Here is a 19644-nt window from a genome sequence, read left to right on the forward strand (position 1 = left end):
GGTCGAAGGGCTTACTGTAGTTGGATGACGAACACGTCCAGCGGAGGAATCTCAATCGTTCCTGAAAGGTGTTCGCCGCTTGCAAGGTTTACGCCAGAGCGAGCCGAAAGGTCAATGGTTTGAGCGGCGTCGGTATGGTTAAGCAGGAAGAGGAACTCCCCGTTTTCGTTCGTGCGAATCGCGCTTTCCACGCCTTCCGGCAGGGTGAGGGCCGGCTCGATTCCGGCCGACTGGTAGCAGATGTTTCGTAGAACCCAGTCGAGTCCCTCGGACTTGAGTCGAGTGCCCAAGTAGTAAGCCGCGCCCTTGCCGTAGTCGTTTTTCGTATACGCCGGACCGCCCTTGAAGAAACCTTCCTCGAAACTGGCCAATGGCTCGGCCCCATCCAGGTGCGCTATATCCGCCCAGAGCTCGCAGTCGTAGGAAGAATTGCCGTCAAAGGAACGGATGCGATTTCCCTGACCGGTGGAGTATGGGTGCCACTCCTCGACCCAAAGCCCCAGCAAGTCCCGCAGCTTTGCTGGATAACCGCCGAGTTGGGCATGGTCGTTTTCATCGACGATGCCTGAGAAGTAGGTTGCGAGCAGGGTGCCTCCCTGTTCTACGAAGGCCTTGAGGGAAGCGGCGCAGGCGTCGTCGACGATGTAGAGCGAGGGAGTCACTACGAGCTTGTAGCGCGCAAGGTCCGCATCCGGAGAAACGAAGTCTACGGCGATGTTTTGGCGATAGAACCAGTCGTGGATCTGGTTGGCGCCGGCCGGGTAGTCGATTTTGCTCGGACGCGAATCGACTTCCAGCGACCACCAAGTGTGCCAATCGAATACGATGGCAACTTCAGCTTGTACGCGAGAATCGGATACGGGAGCGAGTTGCTTGAGTTCGGCGCCCAGTTTTTCGACCTCTCGAAATACGCGGCTGTTTTCTGCTCCGACGTGCTGCACGATGGCGCTGTGGTACTTTTCGGTCCCAGCCTTGGAAGCTCTCCATTGGAAATACATCACGCCATCCCCGCCGCGGGCGACGGTTTGCAGACTGATCAAACGCATCAGGCCGGGGCGCTTCGGGAGGTTGATGTCACGCCAGTTTACGGCCGAGGATGCCTGCTCCATCAGCACGAAGGGTTGATCGGGCTTGAGGGATCGCGTCAGGTCGTTGCCGGCGGCGTGAGTTTGGCGGGCGGCTTTTTCGTCGATGGGGTCGGGATAGCTGTCCCAGGCCGTGAAATCGACTTCCTTTGCCCAGCGGTGGTAGTCGAGGGGCTTGAAGAAGCCCATGAAGTTGGTGGTGATGGGGATTTCGGGAGTCCTTTTCCTGAGAATCTCCTTCTCCATCAGGAACAGATCGAGGAACGCGTCGCTGGTGAAGCGCTTGAAGTCCAGCTGTTGGGTGGGATTGGAAAAGTAGGGCGCTTCGCGGGGCGGGTGAACCTCGTCCCAGTCGCCAAAGATCTGACTCCAAAAGGCGGTGCCCCAAGCTTCGTTCAGCGAATCGAGAGTCTTGTATTTGTTTTTTAACCACAGTCGGAATCGTTGGGTGGATTCTTCGCCGTAGCATTCCTGCATGTGGCAGGCGTATTCGTTGTTGATATGCCAGACAGCGAGGGCGGGGTGGTCCTGGTAGCGCTCGGCGATCTTTTCGACGAGGGTGGCTGCCGCTTTGCGGTAGGCGGAGCTCGAGGGCGAGTAATGCTGCCGCGATCCTGGGAAAAGGGTCTTCCCGTCCCGCGTCAGGGGAAGGATTTCGGGGTGCTGCTTGGTGAGCCACGCGGGAGGCGATGCGGTTGCGGTTGCGAGGCACGCGAAGATTTCATGCTCCGCCAGCAAGTCCATCACGCGATCCAGCCAGTCGAAATTCCATGTGTCAGCGCTCGGCTGGAGCTTGGCCCAGGAAAAGATGCCGACGCTCACCAAATTGACCCCGCAGCGCTGCATGAGCCGCATGTCTTCTTGCCAAATGGTCTCCGGCCATTGCTCGGGGTTGTAGTCGCAACCGAAAATTATCTTACCGCTTAGTTTTGGGATAATCATAGAAGCCGGAAACAATATGGTGCAGACGCCTCGCAGGATAGGATGGCTAGTTCTGACAGTCAGACGCAGGGTGAGTTTGTAGGAAAGGGGTAGGCCTGCATTATTCGGAGGCGATGACTTTTCGTACCCCTTGGAACCTAGTGATCGCAAGCATGGCAATGACCCTATTTGGAAGCGCTCCCAATTCCCAGGCGGCTCGCCCGGACGCCGTTGAAGTCGCGTTTGAAGCCCCGCTGACTGACTGGGTGGTCGAGCAGCAGCCGGGCGGCAGCGTTACGGTGGAAGACGGAGCCCTGGAGATAAGGGACAAGAAAGGGTGTACGGTTTGGTATCGTCACCCTGTCGAGGCGCCGGTGCGTATCAGCTACACGGTGACAGCGAAATCGACCGAGCGCGTGTCGGATATCAACTGCTTTTGGATGGCGAGCGACCTGGACCATCTAGACGATCTCTTTGCCGAGGGGCATGGACGCGAAGGCGCTTTTGCCCAATACGACGACTTGCAGCTCTACTATGTGGGCTACGGAGGCAACTACAACGCGACGACTCGTTTTCGTCGCTACCTCGGACGGGGCGAGAAGCCTTTGCTGTCGGGGTTCGACCTTTCCGAACCGGCATTCCTGATCAAACCCGATAAGCCGTATCGCATCGAGCTCGTTGCGGACGGGGTGAAAGCTCAGTACTTTCGCGATGGCGAATTGATTTTTGAATACGCGGATCCGAAACCCTTGACGAAAGGATGGTTCGGCTTTCGCACCGTCTGGAGTCACCTGACGATCAGCGACTTGAAAATCGAGTCCCTCAACCGCTAAGTAAGCCACCCCATTTGCCCGTATGCGTCCCCTTGCTCTCGTTTCTGCCGTCCTCTGTATTCCTTGGGCCTTACCAGCGCTAGAGAGGGCGGATAAGGTTTTCCAGATTTACCAATTCGGCGCGGACGAGATTCCGCGCATCGATGGCGATGCCACGGATTGGTCGCAGGTGCCTTCGTCCTACGCGGTGGGAACGGAAGAGCTCTGGGAGGACTCCGGCAAGCACGAAGGGACCTTGCCCGAAAGCCTGGATGTGTCGGTAAAGGTGGCCTGGGTCAAAGGGCTGAACCGGCTTTATTTCCTGTACGAGGCCTATGACGACTACTGGGACTTTTCGCTCCCGGGCCTGAAGAACGACACCTTCGAGGTGGTGGTGGACGCGGATCTTTCGGGCGGGCCTTTGATCGATCGCTTTCGCAACAACGCAGAGCGCCTCGAAGTCGCGGACGCTTGGCTGTCAATGCACGGAGCCCACGCCCAGAACTACCACATCTTTACGCCAGCTCGGGACAAGGACTGGTGCATGCTGTGGGGACCGGCCCAGTGGATTAAGGAGCTGCCGTATTCGAACTATGCGTACCGGTACGATTTCGAACCGGGCCAATCCGGGAAACTGACTTTAGAGTTTTGGATAACGCCATTCGACTTCGCGAGTCCGGAGGGACCGGAGAATTCGGTGGAGTCGAAACTGCAGGAAGGGAAGCTGATCGGATTGTCGTGGGCGATTATCGACTATGACAACGTCGATAGCGACAGGAACAATGGCTTCTGGAACCTATCGCGAGCGCATACCATGTACGGCAAGGCGAATGAGCTTGTGGCGTTTCGACTGATGCCGCGAGAGTCGGAACGGCTGCCTGAATTCCAGGCTGCTTGGTCGTGTCGGATCGTGGACCGGAAGTCGCGCATGGTTGCGTTCTTCGACGAATCCTTTGGGGAAATCCAATCGTGGCGCTGGGATTTCGGCGACGGCAATAGCTCGACTGAAGCGAATCCAATCCATCGATACGCTGAAACGGGGCACTACGTTGTCACCCTAAGCGTAACGAATGAAGCGGGCGAGCGTTCCCAGTTTAGCCGCGTGTGGGATGTCAGCTTCAAGTAGGCTTGCTTGCCTCTCTCCCGAGCACGGCCTGCTCTAAGGCTCGGTACTCGCTGGAGCTGACGCTGATAATGCTTCCGTGGCGAGCTCCCTCCGGAAAGCGGATTTGCTCGGCTACGTCCTCCCAGGCCTCGAAGTCTTGGGTACGTTTCGCTTCGTATCGTTTGTCTCGGTACACGTCGTAGTACACGTAGGTCCAGTCGCCGACCTTCAGAGTGGCGGGGCCCTCCACCCACGCTTTCGTAAAAGGCGCGCTTGGCGGGGAGAAGGGTCCGTAGAGGGAATCGGCTTGGCAGGTGAACAGTTTTTTCTTTTCCGGCTGCAAGCGTTCGTCTTTGCCGATGAGGCGAACGTTTCCGGTCGCTTCTTGAATCAAGGTGACGTCGATCACGTTGAAGCCCGGATCGAAGAAGACGCTCGGGCTGCTTAGGGTCTGGAAATCCTTAGTCGTCGCGCACCACATACGGTGGTTGTAGTTGCTCTCGGAGCTTCCAGCGCTCTCGGGGAACAGGCCCGTGACCGTGGATGCCCAGTAGATCAGGAAGGTTTCCTTCACCGGATCGTAGCTCATCTCCGGGGCCCAGCAGTTTCGCGTCCCGGGAACGCTTGCCATAACGGGGAGTCGCTTCTGTGCGCTCCAATGGACGAGGTCCTGGGAGCTCGCGTATCCGATATCTTGTGACTCCCAGTCGGTTGTCCAGATCAGATGGTATCGTTTGTCCGGACCGCGCAGCAAGAACGGGTCTCTCATCAGTCCCGCGTCGGGGGCGATGAAAAAGCGATCGGAAACGTCGCTCCAATGCAGCCCGTCCTCGCTTTTGGCAAGCCGCATGCCCTGCTGGCCGTTTCCTACGAAGTAGGCGAAAAGGTGTACCGTGTCCACTTCGAGAAACCGTTCGATCTCGCTTGCCTATTGGTCGTCCAAGCCGCCCTTGCGAGAGCGCAAGGTGTAGACGGTAAGACCCTCGATAGGCTTGCGGTTGCCGCCGCAGGCCAAGCTGACCGCTACGCCTACCACGTAGGTCACGCCGGAGCCGGTGAAGGGATAGAACCAGTAGCTCAGCGGAGTATAGGTCTTAAGGTAGTAGGTGGAAGCGATACCGGCAATGATGCCCGCGATGACTCCGATCTCGTTGGCCTTTTTGCTAAAGAGTCCGAGGGCGAAGATGCCGAGCGTCGCGGAGGTGATAAAGCTGATCAGGCGGTTGGCCAAGTCCCAGATGGAAGGTGTCTTGAAATCGGCGAGGAAGAGGGCTGCGGCGATGCCGAGAGCTCCGACAACGACGGTTAGTATCCGTCCCATAATGACAGCTTCGCGGTCGGTCGTTCCCGCGCGGAAGCGGCGATAGAAGTCGTCGACCCCGAGATTGGATACGCTGCAGATAGCGCTGGAGATGGTGGACATCGTTGCGGCTAAAAGGGCGGCGACCACGAGGCCGGAAACGCCGGGCGGCAGTTGCTGGGCGGCGAAGAAGGGAAAAATCCCATCCGTCTTCATGACCGGATTCAAGTCCCCGGGATTGCTGCGGTAGAAGAGGAAGAGGGCGGTGCCGAGTCCGAAAAGGAGCAGGTTGATGGGAACGGCTACTGCCATTTGCGTCGCGATGGCCTTCTTGGCGTCGCCCAGGGTGGGCGTACACTGGACGCGCTGCACGTAGTTCTGGTCGCTGATACCGAAGAGAGTGATTGCGAGGATACCGAAGAACATCGTCATCACGTTGTCTTGGGTGAAGTTGGCGCTCCAGTTGAAGGTGTGGAGCTTGTCGCCGGCGTCGAGAATGCTGAGCATCTCGTTGGCCGGCATATCGATCTTGATATAAACCAGAACCAGGCAGCCGAGGACAGCGGCGATCATGACGAAGCCTTGGATGGTGTCGGTCCAGATCACCGCAGCGAGCCCGCCGAGGAAGGTGTAGAGGGTGGTGACGACCCCCATGGCGATGATGCAGGTTTTGACGTCGATGCCGGTGATCGCGTTCATGGCGATGGCGGGCAGCAGCATGACGGGGCCCATGCGTCCGAGGATTTGCTGCATTACGAAGATGGCGCTGCCGAACATGCGCACCGAAATCCCGAAGCGATGCTCCAAGTATTCGAAAGCGGTCGCGAAGTTCAACTTACGCACGAGCGGTGCCAGCAGGTACATGGAGAGCGGCAGGCAAATGACAGAAAAGATGCTGATCCCGAAGAAGGTCCAATTGGTGGAGTACGACTTGCCGGGCATGGAAAGCAGGCTCAAGGCGCTCGCTCCCGTCGCGAACAAGCTCATGCCCGTAGCCCACCAAGGAATGTTGTTGCTGCCGCGGAAGAAGCTGTTGGACGTCTTGCTTTGCTTGGTGAAGTAGAAGCCGACGTAGATCATGATCGCGAAATAGCCCGCGACCGCTAAGTGGTCCCACCAGCCGTAGTTGGTTTCTGGATCGGAAAACGAGAGCCGCAGCGACGAGTCTTTGGCGATGGCCAGCATGTCGTTGTTGCTTCCGACCAGCTGCGCCTCTCCTCCGCTGAGTTCGTTCAATTCCTTTAGCTTTACCCAGCTGTCTCCAATTGCGTGATACAAGTAGATCTCGGGGGCTCGGGATTCGTGGTTTAGCAAGATGACGGAGTGCGAATCGCCGATGGCGGACAGGGACGCCTTGGCGGACCATGCGGGAGGCGTGTCCTTTTCGCGCCAACCGTAGAGCGGATGGTAGTAAGCGACGGGCAATCGCTGGCCTGCGGCGTCGTAGCCGCCGATGTAGTAGATGCTTTCGATGGCCTTGAAGAGCTTGCCGCCCGAGCGAGCGGGGCTCGGCAGATCGGGAAGTTGCTTCCACTCGGAGGCGAGGGGCGAGAGGTCGAGGGCCAGGAAGTGGGTGGCTTGATCGGCTGAGCCTCCCGCTAGGTAGAGCTTGCCGTCCGCTACGAGAGCAGTGGGATTCTGCAGGCGCTCGGGCAGGCTGGGCAGCGAGGCAAGGGAGAGCTGGCCGGACTCGAGCCAGTCGATTCGCGTGACAGCTTTCGCTTGGGCGCCTTGGCTTTCGACGAGGTAGAGAGAGGTTCCGGAGCTCGCGAAGGCGGATCCTTCGAGCGACCTTTCCAGGGTTGCGACTTGGGACCACTCCTGGGATTCAGGCGAATAGGAACGTATCGCGCCGTCGCTTAGCGATATCGAGAGCAGGGCGCCGCCTAGCTTCACGAACTGGGTGTTCGAGACCTCCGCCTTGAAGTTGCTCTGAGGTTCGAGCAGTAGCTCTTGGAAGGTCTTGGCTTCTTCGGCGAAGGAGTTGGCGATCAGCAAGCTCGCGGCTACGAGGAGCGCGAAGATTTTGGAACGAAGTTGGGGCATCGGGTTTTGATGAAAGGGGATCTCGGATCGGAACGGAGTCTATAGTCGGGACGATGACTAGAGCTTCAAGAGGATTGTTCTAGCGAAAGCTGCGGTTGGTCTGGCTTCCGGAAGTCGCGCCTGCCGAAAAGCGCGCCCCCCGACGCGCTTCCTACATAGGCGTTGTCGGCGACGCGACTTCCTTGGCCAGCATCGATCCGCTCGCTCCCCAGCTGGGGCAGGCTTCTCGAGGAGAAGTCCATGGCGGATAGGTCGCTGAGATCGTTATCGTAGTGTGTCGTCTTGGAATGGATACATTCCGCATCGACTGAAATTTGGGTCTGGATGGGTGTCATCGGGGGGAGTCCAGTGTGTTCTAGTCGAGGTGAAAAACTTCCCTCAGGGGAGTGGATACGGGGCTGTGGTCCGGATTGCTCGGCATGATGTCCGCCATATGCTTCCACCATTTTTGGCAGACCTCGGTGTTGGCGATAGCGCTCCATCGTTCTTCGTCTTGGATCTCGGCGTATCCAAACAGTTGCTGCGTATCCGGATGGAGAAAGATGGAGTAGTTGCTGACGCCGTGGTCCTTAAGCGCCTGGTCGAGCTCCTTCCAGATGGGCGAGTGGCGGCGTTCGTATTCAGTTTCCTGACCGGAAGCCACCGACATGACAAAAGCTTTCCTGATCATCGTTCCGCTTGAACCGCGTTTACGCTCAGGTCGCCCAAGCCGCTGCCAGTCTCGAACGCTCGCTCGAGCAAGCTGCCGATTTCCTTGATAGCGGGGATGGACTGCTTGTCCGTCCCGATGTTTACCGCCTCGACCAGATCGGGATGGATCGGGGCGATTTCCGCATTCTTGTGGATGCCTTCGATCAGGCAAGTGTGGGACTTCGCGATCAAGGTGTCGCAGATCGGCGTGCTCGACTGGGCGAGGCGGGCGATCACGTTTTCGAACATCTTCTTGCGCGTTTGCCCGTAGCGTGGGACCGGGACGGTTACCGGCTCCTGCGAGTCGGCGAAAATGGTGCAGTCCTTTTCGTGCTCCCAAACGACGGAGCCCCGCTCGCCGACGATGCGGATGCGTGGTTCGATCGTTTCGGCGCTGGCGTGGGTGACGCCGAACCAGAGCGAAACGCCGTTCTCGGCGGTTGCCTGCACGACCGCTGTATCGAAACTTTCGATATCGTGGGCGTGGAACAGTTCCGCCTGGTCTACCTTGGCGTTCACGGAGGCGCGCAGCTCCTCGCCCGCTAGGAAAAGGGAAAGGTTCACGAAGTGAGCGAAGGCGTTGTTGAGGGGAGAGTCCATCACGGCGCTGCCGTTGACCTCCAGCTTGCCGGCCCATTGGTTTCGCTCGTAGTAGGAGACCGGACGCGGCCAGGCTCCGATCATGGATACGGACTGGATCTTGCCGATGATGCCGTTCAGCAGGCTTTGCTTGAGCTGCAGGATTTCCGCCGTGTACATATCCTGGAAACCGACCGCGATCCACTTGTCGTACTGCTTTTCCGCAGCTCGGACGCGATCCACGTCGGCGATGGAGCCGGCAAGGGGTTTTTCCACGAGCACGTTGCAACCCGCTTTTAACGCGGCAATAGCCATGGGCGCATGCCACTGGATGCCGGTTGGGATGAAGCAAATGTCCAGCTTGCCCGCTTCGGCGGCGCACATGTCTTCGTAGCTGTCATAGATCTTGGATACGATAGCTTGCAGCGCCACTGCGGAAGGGAGCTTGCGTTCGTTCGGGAGGATGGTCGCGGCTGCCATGCGAATGGAGCCGTCTCGGTGGGCTTCCAGCAGCCAGTCTATATAGACTTCGGCGTATCCAGAAACGCCGATGAGCGCGATACGGGGAGGGATTCCTGCGGTTTGAATCATTTAGGGTTAAGGAAAGGCTGAGGGTATCGGGAACCGATTTCCGAACGAGTCGATTAGCTCGGGCGGACCCGTTTAGTATCAAAAAATGATGGTCGCAGTAAATTTGTACTTGTCAGGGCGAGCGAACCGCGAGAGTTCTGACAGTCAGAAACCCGAAGGACTGCATTCGCGCTCCCGTTCTGGCGTTTACCTGACCCCTGAGCCCCATGAATTCCGTAAGAGAACTTGCCAAAGCCCTAGGCCTCTCGCACACGACCGTTTCCGACGCGTTGCGAAACAAGCCGCGAGTCAAGAAGGAGACGCGCGAGCGCGTGCTAAAGGCAGCGAAGGAAGCCGGCTATAAGCACAACCCTTTGGCGGGAGCCTTGATGTCCGAGATGCGTCGATCGGGGGCGGGAGCCTTTCGCGGCGTGCTTGCGGTGGTCGACCTGGAAAGCTCGGACCAACGCGTTTCCGCCGCCCGCCGCTACCACCGCGAGGTCTATTCGGGAGCGGAGAAGATGGCCCAGGAGCTCGGCTTCAAGACGGAGATTTTCGTGCTCGGGTCGGAGGGACTTACCGTGTCCCGGCTGAATACCATCCTGAAGTCGCGCGGCGTGCGCGGGCTGCTGGTGTTGCCGGCGGCTACCACTCCGGATATCCGCAATTTGGATTGGGATCTCTATGCGGGCATCTACACGGATTATATCATCGAGCAACCTGCCTTGGATTCCGTTTGCTCGGACCACTTCCGCTCCATGGTCGTCGCCATGCGCAAGCTGGAGGAGCTTGGCTACCAGCGTCCCGGCTTGGTGCTGCACCGAGCCCACGACCAGCGTCTGCTCTACCGCTGGGAGGCTGCCTATCGTATCCAGAATACGAGGTCGGACAACTTCGAGGCGCTGGAGCCGCTGGTCCTCGACGACATCAACGAAAAGTCCTTCAAGGAGTGGTTCGATAAAAGCGAGCCTGACGTGGTGTTGAGCCATCGCCCCGAGGTGCTTGGCTGGATGGAGGAAATGGGGGCTAAGGTTCCGCAGACGCACGGCTTTTGCTGCTTGAACGTCATGATGAGCGATGCGCCTTGCAGCGGATTGGACCTGCGACCGAACTTGATTGGCCGCCGCGGGATCGAGCTGCTAGTAGGGCAGCTGCATCGCAACGCGTATGGGATTCCGGATACGGCGTCTACGACTACCATCCCTGCCATTTGGATCGATGGACCGACCACCCGCGACCTAAAGGCGGCCGGGAGGGAAGCCGTCGACTCCAATCGCTAAGGGAAGCTAGATTTCCACCACGAGCTTGTCGAAGCTCAGCTGGATGCCTTCGGGCAAATCCGTATCCACCGATTCGTGCTCCACGTGGTGCGTCATGTGAATGAGGTAGGTTTGGGCGCCTCCGATCCGCTGGGCGGCCTCGATTGCCTCGCCGATCGTCATGTGGGAAGGGTGGCTCATCGGCCGGAGGGCGTCGAGCACCACCACGTCGGCCCCTTTGGCCAGCTGTTCCGCTTCCTCGCTCACCCCGCTGCAATCGGTGAAGTAGGCGAGGCGCTTGCCGGATCCGCTTTCCTCGAAGACAAAGCCCAGCGTTTCGAATCTGCCATGGTCCTGCACGGTCGAATACACGCGACCATCGCTTCCCAGGTCCAGGACGCCCGGCATTTCGAGGGCCTTGAAGGCAGGGTAGCTCTTGAAGACGGCCTTGTCGCGAATGGCGTAGGGGTAGACCTCCCTGAGGCGATCGAGGCCGTCGTTGTTGGAATAGACGGGGATCGCCTCGCCACCCCGCTGGTCGCAATACTGGCGAAGGTCGTCGAAGCCCTGGATATGGTCGGCGTGCCCATGGGTCAGGAGGACGAGGTCGATCTTGGGAATCGCCAATTCCAAGGCCCGCAGGCGAAACTCGGGGGCGGCATCGATCTGGATGTTGAGGCCGCCCATCTGCACGTGGGCATGGGTGCGGTAGCGGGTGTTCCTCGGGTCTGCGGAGTGGCAGACGGGGCAGTCGCAACCGATCATCGGAACGCCCTGCGACGTGCCAGTTCCCATGAAGCTCAAAATCATAGAGGGAGATTTCCAACTTCTCCGCTTTCAAAATCCAAGCAAAAAGCCTTCTCGCAGAGAGCTTTAGGGGGAAAGTAAATTTCTTGGCGAATATGCGGTTTTAGGGCTTGATCTCCAAAACTGAATTAACAGTGTTCCAACTCCTTAGCGGAGAGATGGCTGAGTGGCTTAAGGCAACGGTTTGCTAAATCGTCGTACGGGTAAACCGTACCGGGGGTTCGAATCCCCCTCTCTCCGCCATTTTTTTGCCTTAGCAAAAAAAAATGGCTCCGATCGGGGAACCCCTTGTTTCGTCGCTGCGCTTCTCAAGTGTCGTCGCGACGCTCCTCGGTACTCTGCCATTTTAAATTTCTATGAACGTCGTCCAACCGGGCGGCGTTTTTTGCATTTTTGATGTGGCCAAGGGGGATGAGAGCCCCCGAGGGGGAGTTCGACGAAGCGAGCATGCGAGCGAAGATGGGGCACGCTCAGCGTGAGTCCGCAGGACTTGGACGCAGTTCAACCAATCCCCCTTGTTTCGTCGCTGCGCTCCTCAAGTGTCGTCGCGATGCTCCTCGGTACTCCGCCATTTTTTTGCCTTAGCAAAATGCTTTACGATTTCGCGGCGAATGCCCCGCGACGCCGGCACGATCGTCCGAGTGCTGGGAGTGGACTTGCCGCGAGCAGTCTACGCTCTCCGAGCTACGGCTCCCATGGCGCTAGCCCTGCCTTTCGCAAGTAAGAGGAGGTCTGGCTTGCCAGCCTCGGAAGGCGGGGAGGGGGCGATGCAGGCTTGATCGTCCTTGCCGCTTGGAAGGGTCAGCAGGTTGGCTTCGAAACAGAGTCTGCTCACTCGAAGGTGGACCGGTTGGAAAACGAGGTGCCGTGCGGGCTTCGCGGTGACCGCGGACCGGATGGCTCCGCCGTATTGGCAGCCTGCCGTTGTTGGAAGGCCTCCTTGCCTCTGCTCTCCAGGCTGATGACGAAAAGGTCGACACTGCCTGCGTTGCCTTCCGGGCATTCGTTCCTGTCGCAGAAGTCGAGGTAGAATCGGAGCCACATCTCGTAGAATTGCCTCTGCCTTTCTAGGATATGCTCGTTTGCGAGTGCGTCCTGGAATGGTTCCAGCGCACGTTTGGGAATTCCGACCACAGGATATTATCCAAACGTTTGGATAACATCCGAAAAAAAGGCGTTCAATGATTAGGGTTAAGCGTAATTACTTAGAAATGAGTTGCCTCCGGCCGTTTCGGTCAGGATATTATTCGGAAATCTTACAATCACCTGTTGTGTAGAAAAATGAAAAAAAGAACCAAGGCCCCGATACAGTCCTACGCTTTCATAGACACGAACATCTTTCTAGATTTCTACCGAACAAGCAACGAGGCAAACTTGACCCTTCTTGAGAAGCTCAACTCGGTACGCCACAGGATTATATCTACCTATCAAGTAGAGATGGAATTTCTAAAGAACCGCCAGACGACTCTTCTCGGTACTATAAATGGAATATCTAGTACAACTACAGGTTCGATTCCTGCTGTAGCCATAGACTCGAATAACAAGGAAGCACTCGAAAAGATACGAAAGAATTCGAAAACAAAGATATCTCAAATCAACAAAAAGATATCATCAATCCTATCTGACCCCAACGGGAAAGATCGAGTTTACAGAGTTCTCGAAGGCATATTCAGCAATGAAGCAGAGCACGTATTAACTCGAGACATGCCAATCAAGGAGGAAATCAAAGAGCTCGCGTACAAAAGATTTCTTTTGGGATATCCACCTCGAAAAGCGAAGGACACGAGCTATGGCGATGCCATAAACTGGGAATGGATTATCGAAACAAGCAAAAAACTAAAGGGAAGAATTTATATTGTTTCTCGCGATGGGGACTACGGTTGCGAACACAATAGTTCTTACTTTCTAAACGACCAATTGAAGAAAGAATTTCGAGAGCGAGTTGGAAACAAATCGATAGTATTCACAAAAAAGCTAACTGAGGCACTAAAAGCATTAGAGGTAAAAGTGACACGAGAAGAATCCGAGGCGGAAGTTCGATCACTAAAAAAGTCGTCTTCTCACCTCGAATCAAAAAGTCATTCAGATTCGGAATCTGACTACAGAGCAAATCCCATTTTTGATCAAATCATCAATTCTATTTTGGCCGACATAAAAAAGGAAAAAGAGGACGATATCGACAAAATTATCGATGACATCCTAAACTCAGGGAAGAATGCCTAACAAAGCGCAGCAGACAACGAGCGCAAGCGCTCGCCGCCTGTACACGGCGTTGTGAAAAAAATAATGGAAATAACATACGAGAGCACTATGGCCTTTGAGAAAGGCATCTCTAAGCTCGGCCCAGAGGAGAAAAAGAGAACGATTTCTGCAATCAATCGACTAGGCCACGAAGTATCCACACAGGGCCACAGCCACAATATCAAGTTGCTCAGACCGCTTTCTATCAAATTAACGGAAGGTCTTGATTCCACCCTCTACGTCTATCGAGCAACGCCGAAAGTACGAATTGTTTTGACGATCGATCCTGACCCGCTGTTCGAACAAACAATCGTCACCCTTTTGAGAGTTGTATCACACGACGGGATGAAAAAGGCATTTAGCAGTATGGCTGATTCTATTTATCAAAAAAAGCTACTTGAGTTGGAGGATAACGATTGATGGCTGAAATAAAAATACTGTTAGATCAATTCGGAATCATTCACGAAGCAAATAAGACGCTTCCAGACAAGGAGCACAAACTGCTATTTTTGGAATCCCTTGCTGAGCTCGAAGACAATGAATGTCACAGAACTAGAATATTTCCTAAAACTAGGTTGCACAAGGTATCAGGAGTAAAGCAGGCCATATACCGTGCCGACATAGGTAAAATCTCAGGGTGGAGGATTCACGTGCAGTACAACAAAGATACGAATCAATTGATTCTGAAAGACGTCATTGATGGGTCACTTCATGACAGCGTCGTAAAGGTGATAAAATCGAAAAAAGGAAGATACGAGTAAGGCACAACAATGCGCAGCAGAAAACGAGCGCAAGCGCTCGCCGTCTGTGCTTAGCGTTCGAAGAAAGGAATAAAATATGGGTCTATTAACTGAGTTTATAAAAGCGGCAAGAAGCATTATATCAGTCGGTAAAACCATGAACGGCGATGGCCGAAGTAAGATACGAAACTGTGTCTTGCGGTTATCTTCTGACCTAGGCCGAGCTGTTGCTCTGATTGTTAACTATCTTGAAGGCGCAAAGAGTATTTCAATTGAGCAAGGCAAGGTAGACTATCTGAGAAATGCGCGAGCTGAACTCTTGGATACCTGCGATAAATTCCATATCTGCGGAAGTTTGTATGAGCTGTGCGACGAGTTTAACCAGCTGTTCAATCCTGTCAGAGCTACAGTAGCCGCTGGCAAAATGTCGCAGATCGAGAATTTCCTAGGAGCACTTCAGTGTAGGGAGACTTCGATAATAAACGACATTGATGATGTCTTTGATCGTCTAGATGGGCTGTCGTATGAGTTTTCTGTTGCAGACAATCGAGGCGAAGAAGCCGAAAAACTACAAAGAGAGCTCATCAAATTCGTAGATGACAAGGTTAAATATCTAAAAGAAAAGCGGGACGAAATTGAAAATTTGTCAGAGCAAATCATCAAAGAGATGTAGTTTGAGCAAGTCGAGGCAACGGCTTACGGCCGCGCCTCATCTCTATGTTGAGCAAAAATTAACTTCGAAGAATCCGACCCTAAATGAGCTCGCCTAAGGAACCGAAGCCCAAACCAATAAAGTACATGCTGATGGTCCAGTGCGTCAGATCCGTGGTCGGCGTCTTTCAAGACGACCCCATGAAACCCAATGGCCCAAAGAACTCAAACCATAGCCTAGGTCTTGTCGCCTGAGCTCGGCGTTATTCGAAAGAAAGCTAAATTCGAACCTGCGATAAAAGACAAGCGAACCATCCCATTCGGGGCAAGGCTTCCAGTAACGCTGACCCCACCGGACACGAAGGAACATATGGCTAACAAGTCTAGACGCACGATCCCTAAAATTGAGCCTCATCCATATTATGGAATCTTCTCAAATGCCGTAATAAACACTCTAATCAAGAAGGATAAGACTACCAAAAATTAAAGACGATGACCAGAGCTTCACTCCTCATATTGCTTGTTTCGCATTTTGTAACCAATTTTTCGTTCGCGGAGATTCGAGAGACAGCAAGGCTGGTCGTACAATCAACAGGTATGATCGAAGCTAAACTGAACATGCCTTGGCAGCACTGGCAGAATTTAACAGATGAACAGCGACTCACATTCGAACATGAATGCCAGTATAACCAAGCATTGCTAGAAGCTGACTTAGTCGACTACCTCGTGAAGGAGTTCACCGATGAGGAACTTAACGCTATTCTAAGTTTCAACATGTCTGAAGTTGGGCGAAAATGGCTCGCTTCAACAGGCCCTAAGGGTGGCTTTAACGTTCCACCTTTGAATGAATCCGCAACGGACTGGGTCAATGCTCGTAGATCGGAAGCTCGCAGTTACGTTACAGCCATCCTCACAGATGCAAAATGGACGACCCCATTCTACAAAGGTATAGTCGGTGGTCGCACAACAAGCCCAGAACTGGTGTATAACGGCGAGTACGCATTGAGCGTTTTCGGTTTCGGTGAAGCAGCGTTTACTAGAATATTTGGATCACCGGTAGAGCGCATGGAATTAGAGACCGAAGGCAGATCATTCACGGTGCTTAAAGGAGATTGGGCAGGGTATCACTACGACGCTCTTTTTATAGAGGACGAACTGACAAAAATTGCGCTAATTCGTTTGCCGGATGAAAATGCCACTTATGTTGAAAAGATGAGAACGCAACTCTCGGATGCAGAGATTGAAGCATTGATGAAGGGATTCTCGAACAATCGAAAATGGACAAAATACGAAAGTAAATCTGTTTCCGGAGATGCTTACTTCCTTGAAGACAATAAGCTGTATTGCACCCACTCTGGGTACAGGATCTTATTCGACACCAGTTCAAGTTTTGGTCGGAGCCCTGGTCCATAATCGTTTGGGAAAAAATAATTGAACATCTAAAACCGCCAACAAGTTGTGCATACGGCTCTGGCCAGCGCTCCGCGCTTACCTCCGCGTGACACCTCTGCGTTCGACGAAATTACAGGAATGCCCCAACTATTTTCGTTATCATTTTTGAACTGGCTTGGCTCTAATTCAGAAACAATGAAAAATACATACATCATAATCGTTACCCTGTTGATGTTCAATCTGGTATCGGCGAAGGATGAGGTTCGAAATTGGTACTTCGATTTTCTCGCATCTAGCAGGACCGAAAACACCGTAATGCTAAACAACGGCAGTAAGGAGAAAATACGAAGTACGCAGCATCAGGTTTATTATGATAAGACGGCGATGTTTTTGTTGATAAGCGATCGGAACAAGAAAAAGGCGGTCGCCCGCAAGGGGATTTCACTCAGGCTTGGGTGCTCGAGAACAACGTATTCGTAGGAAGGACCGCCAATCAAAGTGGCGAAACGGACCCTATGTTCGTAGAACTGAAGATAACTGGCGAAACGACTTGTTCATTCCAGTGCCTTGTAGGGTGGAAACGGAAATTGGCTGGAAGAGGACAATGCGAACCAGTGGATGGAAAATTGATTAACGAAAGGGTACTCCTTTCACCAAATGGTGAAGTCGTTGGCTCTATATAAATAGTTAGAGAAATATGAAAAAGGTCTATTTAGTATATGTCGCGATCGCAGTTATTGCGATCCTGGGAAACTGGCGAATCGAGGAGCAAGAAAAGGATCTTTCGGAAGGATCGAGCTTGAACGTGGTGAATGTTACTTCCTTTTTTGAAATCTCCAGTATGATCCTTATTGCAGCCATCATTGTGGTCGTCGTGTTGAGAAAACTACAGAAGGCGAGAGGTCGTAGGAAGGTTTCCTATTTGCCGATACTCTTGCTGATTCCGATCCTGGTCAGCGTGCCCAAGTATACGACGCATAGGGAGGTATGGGTTGAGGAAGGGATCTTGAAAACCTGGAACTTTCAGTTTCCCGTAGAAAACAATCTGTTGCTCTTCGGATTAGCATCGATTCTCATGATTTTGATCCAGAGGCTAACGAAAGAAAATCCAGAAGCAGTCGGTGCACGCAGCACTGGGTAGTGCACCACACTTGCCTAGGCATAAGGCCTTCAGGTTACTAAAAAGATTTTATGATAACAAACCACCAAATCCTAGCTTTCATGAACCTCGGGTGGTCTGAGTGGACCTTCCTTTTCGTACTGTTCGTTCCTATGGTGATTCCAGCGGTTTTATCTTATATCGTATTAAGCCGGATTCCTGAGCCACACCGACAACAACATCCGGCCATGAGCTTCCTCCTGTTGGTTCCTCTGTTTTCCCTGTTATGGCAGTTTTTCGTATATCCTAAGATCTCAGAATCACTAAAAAGCTACTACGCCCAGAGTGAAAGCAGGCCATCTGGAGACATGGGAGCGTCACTGGCATTGACGATCTGTATCTGCTCGCTCGTGAGTTTTGTCCCCTTCATTGGGCATTACGCAGCATTGGCCGCGTTTGTTGTCATGATCATATTTTTCGTGAGAGTATTCGAGCTGAGTCGAAACCTGGCTTAAGCCAAACACGGTAGGGAGTGGTAGAGGCTGACTTGCGCACCGGTTCCGAACTTTCAACAGGGAGAGGCTTCTGTCGTTGTTGTTACTGGATTTTGGAAAACGGGTTGCGGATCACGCGGTCTTGGCTTTCAGCGCCTCGGCTAGGAGCTTGGCGGGGCGGCGGGTGTGGTGGTGGATGTGCTTGAAGTTCGAGATCAGGTCGGACTCGAGGCGAAAGAGCTCCATGCGTTCGGGGTCGCGTCCGACGAGGCTGCTGCGCAGGTCGCTTTCGGCGTCTTCGGCGAGCTGACGGAAGGCTGCTTTGCTGGCGAGCAGCTTTTCGATGTCGGCGGGATCGCCTTTGGTGGTTACCAGCAGGGCTAAGCGCAGGTCTTGCAGGAGGGCTTGGTGGAGCTGCGACAAGGTTTCCAGCGTCGCATCGCCGATGGGGTGTCCGGCTTGCAGGCGGTCGTAGCCGAGCGGAAGCACATGGGTGTCGAGCAGGTCGCCGATGTTCTCCCAGCTGTTGATCAGGGCGATGGTTTGGTTGATCGCGTGTTGAGCCTTGGTGTCGAGCTTCGAGGCGTCGATGCGGGCCAGGTAGTTGAGAATGGCGGTTTGCAGCTCGTCCACTTGGTCGTCGCGGCGGGCCAGGGCCTTGAGGTCGGACAGGTCTCCTCGTAAGGCCGCGTGGGGAATGTCTTCCGCCATGGATACGGTGAGCGTGGCGAGGCGTCCGCACTCCATGCGGGCCCGATCGATGGCGAGCGAGGGGGTCGCGAGGTAGAGGGGATCCAGGTAGAGCGGCTTTCCGCCTTGGCTGGCTTGCTTGACCTTGTCGGGAGCGACTCGGGTGGCGAGGCGGGCCAGCGGCTCCGTGAAGCCGATGAAGAGGATCAGGTTGCAGAGATTGAAGAGGGTGTGGGCAATGGCGACTTGGCGGCCTTGGGTAGCGTCGTGCAGGAGGTGTTCTCCTACCAGCTCGCTAAGCCCTGCGAGCTGGGGAATGAAGGCAAACCAGAGCGCTACGCCGAGCGCGTTGAAGACGACGTGGATGAATACCACTCGCCAGGCTGCGGCGGGACGGCCCAGAGCCGCGAAGGCCGCGGTAATGCAGGTCCCGATGTTGGCGCCGAAGGCGATGGCGATGGCTGCCTCGAGGGAGATTAGCTGCTGGTTGGCGAAGATGATGGAAAGGCCGATCGTCGCCGCGGAGCTTTGTACGATAGCCGTGAATACGAGCCCGATAGCCACGCCCCAGAGGGGGCTCTCGATGGCTTGCATGGCCTCGAGAAAAGGCTGGTAGCCGCGGAGCGGCCGAGTGGCGTCCCCCATGAGCTGCATGCCGAAGAAGATGGCTCCGAGCCCGAGCAGCAAGGTTCCGATCTGGGCGATGCGTTCGCGGGTGCGGATAAAGGTAATGGCAAGCCCGACTGCCATGAGGATGGCGCCAGCTTCCGAAATCTTGAAGGCGATGATCTGAGCGGTGACGGTGGAGCCGAGGTTGGCTCCCAGGATGACTCCCACGCTCTGCACAACGCTGATCAGGCCTGCGGAGGAAAAGCCGACCAGCAACACGGTGGTCACGGAGGAGGACTGTACCGCAGCGGTGATAGCGGCGCCGGAGGCGGCGGCGGCGAAGCGGTTGCGGGTGAAGGAAGCGAGCAGTTCCTTCATGCGGGCTCCGGCGATGTTGGTGAGGGCCTGAGTCATGTGGCCCATGCCGAGGATAAAGATCGCGAGTCCGCCGAGGAGCGAAAAGGATAGGGAGGCGAAGTTTGGGGTATCCATCTGAAGGAGAGTGACATAGGAACTGCTGCGTGTGAAGCGGCAAATCCGAATAACGCGACGAG

Annotated in this window: 19 protein-coding genes and 1 tRNA gene; 10 read left to right on the plus strand and 10 right to left on the minus strand. The window is 54.9% G+C overall.

Going from position 1 to position 19644, the window contains the following annotated elements:
- Positions 1 to 11: 11 nt before the first annotated feature.
- Positions 12 to 2027 (minus strand): beta-galactosidase, encoded by a 2016-nt coding sequence (locus QEH57_RS13430; protein ID WP_309007264.1) that lies wholly within the window; start codon positions 2025 to 2027, stop codon positions 12 to 14.
- Between the two features lie 152 nt (positions 2028 to 2179).
- On the opposite strand from QEH57_RS13430, the gene QEH57_RS13435 reads away from it, so the two are divergent.
- Both QEH57_RS13435 and QEH57_RS13440 read left to right on the plus strand, forming a co-directional pair.
- Positions 2180 to 2839, plus strand: a complete 660-nt coding sequence (locus QEH57_RS13435) for a DUF6250 domain-containing protein (protein ID WP_309007265.1) — start codon at positions 2180 to 2182, stop codon at positions 2837 to 2839.
- Positions 2840 to 2861: 22 nt separating this feature from the next.
- Entirely contained in the window at positions 2862 to 3944 is a 1083-nt protein-coding gene (locus tag QEH57_RS13440) for a PKD domain-containing protein (protein ID WP_309007266.1), read from the plus strand.
- Here QEH57_RS13440 and QEH57_RS13445 read toward each other — a convergent pair.
- From QEH57_RS13445 to QEH57_RS13465, 5 genes are all read right to left on the minus strand, one after another.
- Entirely contained in the window at positions 3937 to 4824 is an 888-nt protein-coding gene (locus tag QEH57_RS13445) for a glycoside hydrolase family 43 protein (protein WP_309007267.1), read from the minus strand. The two genes, QEH57_RS13440 and QEH57_RS13445, sit on opposite strands and share 8 nt — an antisense overlap.
- 27 nt (positions 4825 to 4851) lie before the next feature.
- Positions 4852 to 7269, minus strand: a complete 2418-nt coding sequence (locus tag QEH57_RS13450) for a sodium/solute symporter (RefSeq protein WP_309007268.1) — start codon at positions 7267 to 7269, stop codon at positions 4852 to 4854.
- Positions 7270 to 7334: 65 nt separating this feature from the next.
- Positions 7335 to 7604 (minus strand): hypothetical protein, encoded by a 270-nt coding sequence (locus tag QEH57_RS13455; RefSeq protein ID WP_309007269.1) that lies wholly within the window; start codon positions 7602 to 7604, stop codon positions 7335 to 7337.
- Between the two features lie 20 nt (positions 7605 to 7624).
- Positions 7625 to 7939, minus strand: coding sequence for an L-rhamnose mutarotase (rhaM, locus tag QEH57_RS13460; protein ID WP_309007270.1), 315 nt, complete (start codon positions 7937 to 7939; stop codon positions 7625 to 7627).
- Complete coding sequence (locus tag QEH57_RS13465; protein ID WP_309007271.1) at positions 7936 to 9129, minus strand: Gfo/Idh/MocA family oxidoreductase; 1194 nt, start codon at positions 9127 to 9129, stop codon at positions 7936 to 7938. Before QEH57_RS13465 ends, rhaM begins: the two co-directional genes overlap by 4 nt.
- A gap of 206 nt (positions 9130 to 9335) precedes the next feature.
- Between QEH57_RS13465 and QEH57_RS13470 the strand changes: the two genes are divergently transcribed.
- Positions 9336 to 10388, plus strand: a complete 1053-nt coding sequence (locus QEH57_RS13470) for a LacI family DNA-binding transcriptional regulator (RefSeq protein ID WP_309007272.1) — start codon at positions 9336 to 9338, stop codon at positions 10386 to 10388.
- 6 nt (positions 10389 to 10394) lie between these two features.
- Here the strand turns inward: QEH57_RS13470 and QEH57_RS13475 are convergent, their stop codons facing one another.
- On the minus strand, positions 10395 to 11177 hold the full coding sequence (locus tag QEH57_RS13475) for an MBL fold metallo-hydrolase (RefSeq protein WP_309007273.1): 783 nt from the start codon (positions 11175 to 11177) through the stop codon (positions 10395 to 10397).
- A gap of 149 nt (positions 11178 to 11326) precedes the next feature.
- Between QEH57_RS13475 and QEH57_RS13480 the strand changes: the two genes are divergently transcribed.
- A tRNA-Ser gene (locus QEH57_RS13480) sits at positions 11327 to 11417 on the plus strand.
- A 427-nt stretch (positions 11418 to 11844) separates the two neighbouring features.
- On the opposite strand, the gene QEH57_RS13485 is transcribed toward QEH57_RS13480, so the two are convergent.
- Together QEH57_RS13485 and QEH57_RS13490 are read right to left on the minus strand one after the other, a co-directional pair.
- Positions 11845 to 12009, minus strand: coding sequence for a hypothetical protein (locus tag QEH57_RS13485; protein ID WP_309007274.1), 165 nt, complete (start codon positions 12007 to 12009; stop codon positions 11845 to 11847).
- Positions 12006 to 12218 (minus strand): hypothetical protein, encoded by a 213-nt coding sequence (locus QEH57_RS13490; protein ID WP_309007275.1) that lies wholly within the window; start codon positions 12216 to 12218, stop codon positions 12006 to 12008. Before QEH57_RS13490 ends, QEH57_RS13485 begins: the two co-directional genes overlap by 4 nt.
- A 237-nt stretch (positions 12219 to 12455) precedes the next feature.
- On the opposite strand from QEH57_RS13490, the gene QEH57_RS13495 reads away from it, so the two are divergent.
- From QEH57_RS13495 to QEH57_RS13520, 6 genes are all read left to right on the plus strand, one after another.
- Complete coding sequence (locus QEH57_RS13495; protein WP_309007276.1) at positions 12456 to 13397, plus strand: PIN domain-containing protein; 942 nt, start codon at positions 12456 to 12458, stop codon at positions 13395 to 13397.
- 87 nt (positions 13398 to 13484) lie between these two features.
- Complete coding sequence (locus QEH57_RS13500; RefSeq protein WP_309007277.1) at positions 13485 to 13835, plus strand: hypothetical protein; 351 nt, start codon at positions 13485 to 13487, stop codon at positions 13833 to 13835.
- Entirely contained in the window at positions 13835 to 14176 is a 342-nt protein-coding gene (locus QEH57_RS13505) for a hypothetical protein (protein ID WP_309007278.1), read from the plus strand. The genes QEH57_RS13500 and QEH57_RS13505 overlap by 1 nt, the downstream gene beginning before the upstream one ends.
- 76 nt (positions 14177 to 14252) lie before the next feature.
- Positions 14253 to 14828: a hypothetical protein gene (locus QEH57_RS13510; RefSeq protein WP_309007279.1), complete on the plus strand. Its 576-nt coding sequence runs from the start codon at positions 14253 to 14255 to the stop codon at positions 14826 to 14828.
- A gap of 470 nt (positions 14829 to 15298) precedes the next feature.
- Complete coding sequence (locus tag QEH57_RS13515; protein WP_309007280.1) at positions 15299 to 16219, plus strand: DUF2059 domain-containing protein; 921 nt, start codon at positions 15299 to 15301, stop codon at positions 16217 to 16219.
- Between the two features lie 676 nt (positions 16220 to 16895).
- Entirely contained in the window at positions 16896 to 17339 is a 444-nt protein-coding gene (locus tag QEH57_RS13520; protein ID WP_309007281.1) for a hypothetical protein, read from the plus strand.
- 584 nt (positions 17340 to 17923) lie between these two features.
- On the opposite strand, the gene QEH57_RS13525 is transcribed toward QEH57_RS13520, so the two are convergent.
- On the minus strand, positions 17924 to 19582 hold the full coding sequence (locus QEH57_RS13525) for a Na/Pi cotransporter family protein (RefSeq protein ID WP_309007282.1): 1659 nt from the start codon (positions 19580 to 19582) through the stop codon (positions 17924 to 17926).
- Between the last annotated feature and the right edge of the window lie 62 nt (positions 19583 to 19644).

Origin of the sequence: Pelagicoccus sp. SDUM812005, assembly GCF_031127875.1 — a bacterium.
Taxonomy (GTDB): Bacteria; Verrucomicrobiota; Verrucomicrobiia; order Opitutales; family Opitutaceae; genus Pelagicoccus.

Excerpts from the sequence above, each read along its gene's own strand:
- QEH57_RS13500 (WP_309007277.1), top strand. The coding sequence starts at position 13,485 with ATGGCCTTTGAGAAAGGCATCTCTAAGCTCGGCCCAGAGGAGAAAAAG.
- QEH57_RS13435 (WP_309007265.1), top strand. The coding sequence starts at position 2,180 with ATGGCAATGACCCTATTTGGAAGCGCTCCCAATTCCCAGGCGGCTCGC.
- QEH57_RS13465 (WP_309007271.1), bottom strand. The coding sequence starts at position 9,129 with ATGATTCAAACCGCAGGAATCCCTCCCCGTATCGCGCTCATCGGCGTT.
- QEH57_RS13495 (WP_309007276.1), top strand. The coding sequence starts at position 12,456 with ATGAAAAAAAGAACCAAGGCCCCGATACAGTCCTACGCTTTCATAGAC.
- QEH57_RS13505 (WP_309007278.1), top strand. The coding sequence starts at position 13,835 with ATGGCTGAAATAAAAATACTGTTAGATCAATTCGGAATCATTCACGAA.
- QEH57_RS13525 (WP_309007282.1), bottom strand. The coding sequence starts at position 19,582 with ATGGATACCCCAAACTTCGCCTCCCTATCCTTTTCGCTCCTCGGCGGA.
- QEH57_RS13470 (WP_309007272.1), top strand. The coding sequence starts at position 9,336 with ATGAATTCCGTAAGAGAACTTGCCAAAGCCCTAGGCCTCTCGCACACG.
- QEH57_RS13440 (WP_309007266.1), top strand. The coding sequence starts at position 2,862 with ATGCGTCCCCTTGCTCTCGTTTCTGCCGTCCTCTGTATTCCTTGGGCC.
- QEH57_RS13490 (WP_309007275.1), bottom strand. The coding sequence starts at position 12,218 with ATGTGGCTCCGATTCTACCTCGACTTCTGCGACAGGAACGAATGCCCG.
- QEH57_RS13520 (WP_309007281.1), top strand. The coding sequence starts at position 16,896 with ATGAAAAAGGTCTATTTAGTATATGTCGCGATCGCAGTTATTGCGATC.
- QEH57_RS13475 (WP_309007273.1), bottom strand. The coding sequence starts at position 11,177 with ATGATTTTGAGCTTCATGGGAACTGGCACGTCGCAGGGCGTTCCGATG.
- QEH57_RS13510 (WP_309007279.1), top strand. The coding sequence starts at position 14,253 with ATGGGTCTATTAACTGAGTTTATAAAAGCGGCAAGAAGCATTATATCA.
- QEH57_RS13450 (WP_309007268.1), bottom strand. The coding sequence starts at position 7,269 with ATGCCCCAACTTCGTTCCAAAATCTTCGCGCTCCTCGTAGCCGCGAGC.
- QEH57_RS13455 (WP_309007269.1), bottom strand. The coding sequence starts at position 7,604 with ATGACACCCATCCAGACCCAAATTTCAGTCGATGCGGAATGTATCCAT.
- rhaM (WP_309007270.1), bottom strand. The coding sequence starts at position 7,939 with ATGATCAGGAAAGCTTTTGTCATGTCGGTGGCTTCCGGTCAGGAAACT.
- QEH57_RS13515 (WP_309007280.1), top strand. The coding sequence starts at position 15,299 with ATGACCAGAGCTTCACTCCTCATATTGCTTGTTTCGCATTTTGTAACC.
- QEH57_RS13430 (WP_309007264.1), bottom strand. The coding sequence starts at position 2,027 with ATGATTATCCCAAAACTAAGCGGTAAGATAATTTTCGGTTGCGACTAC.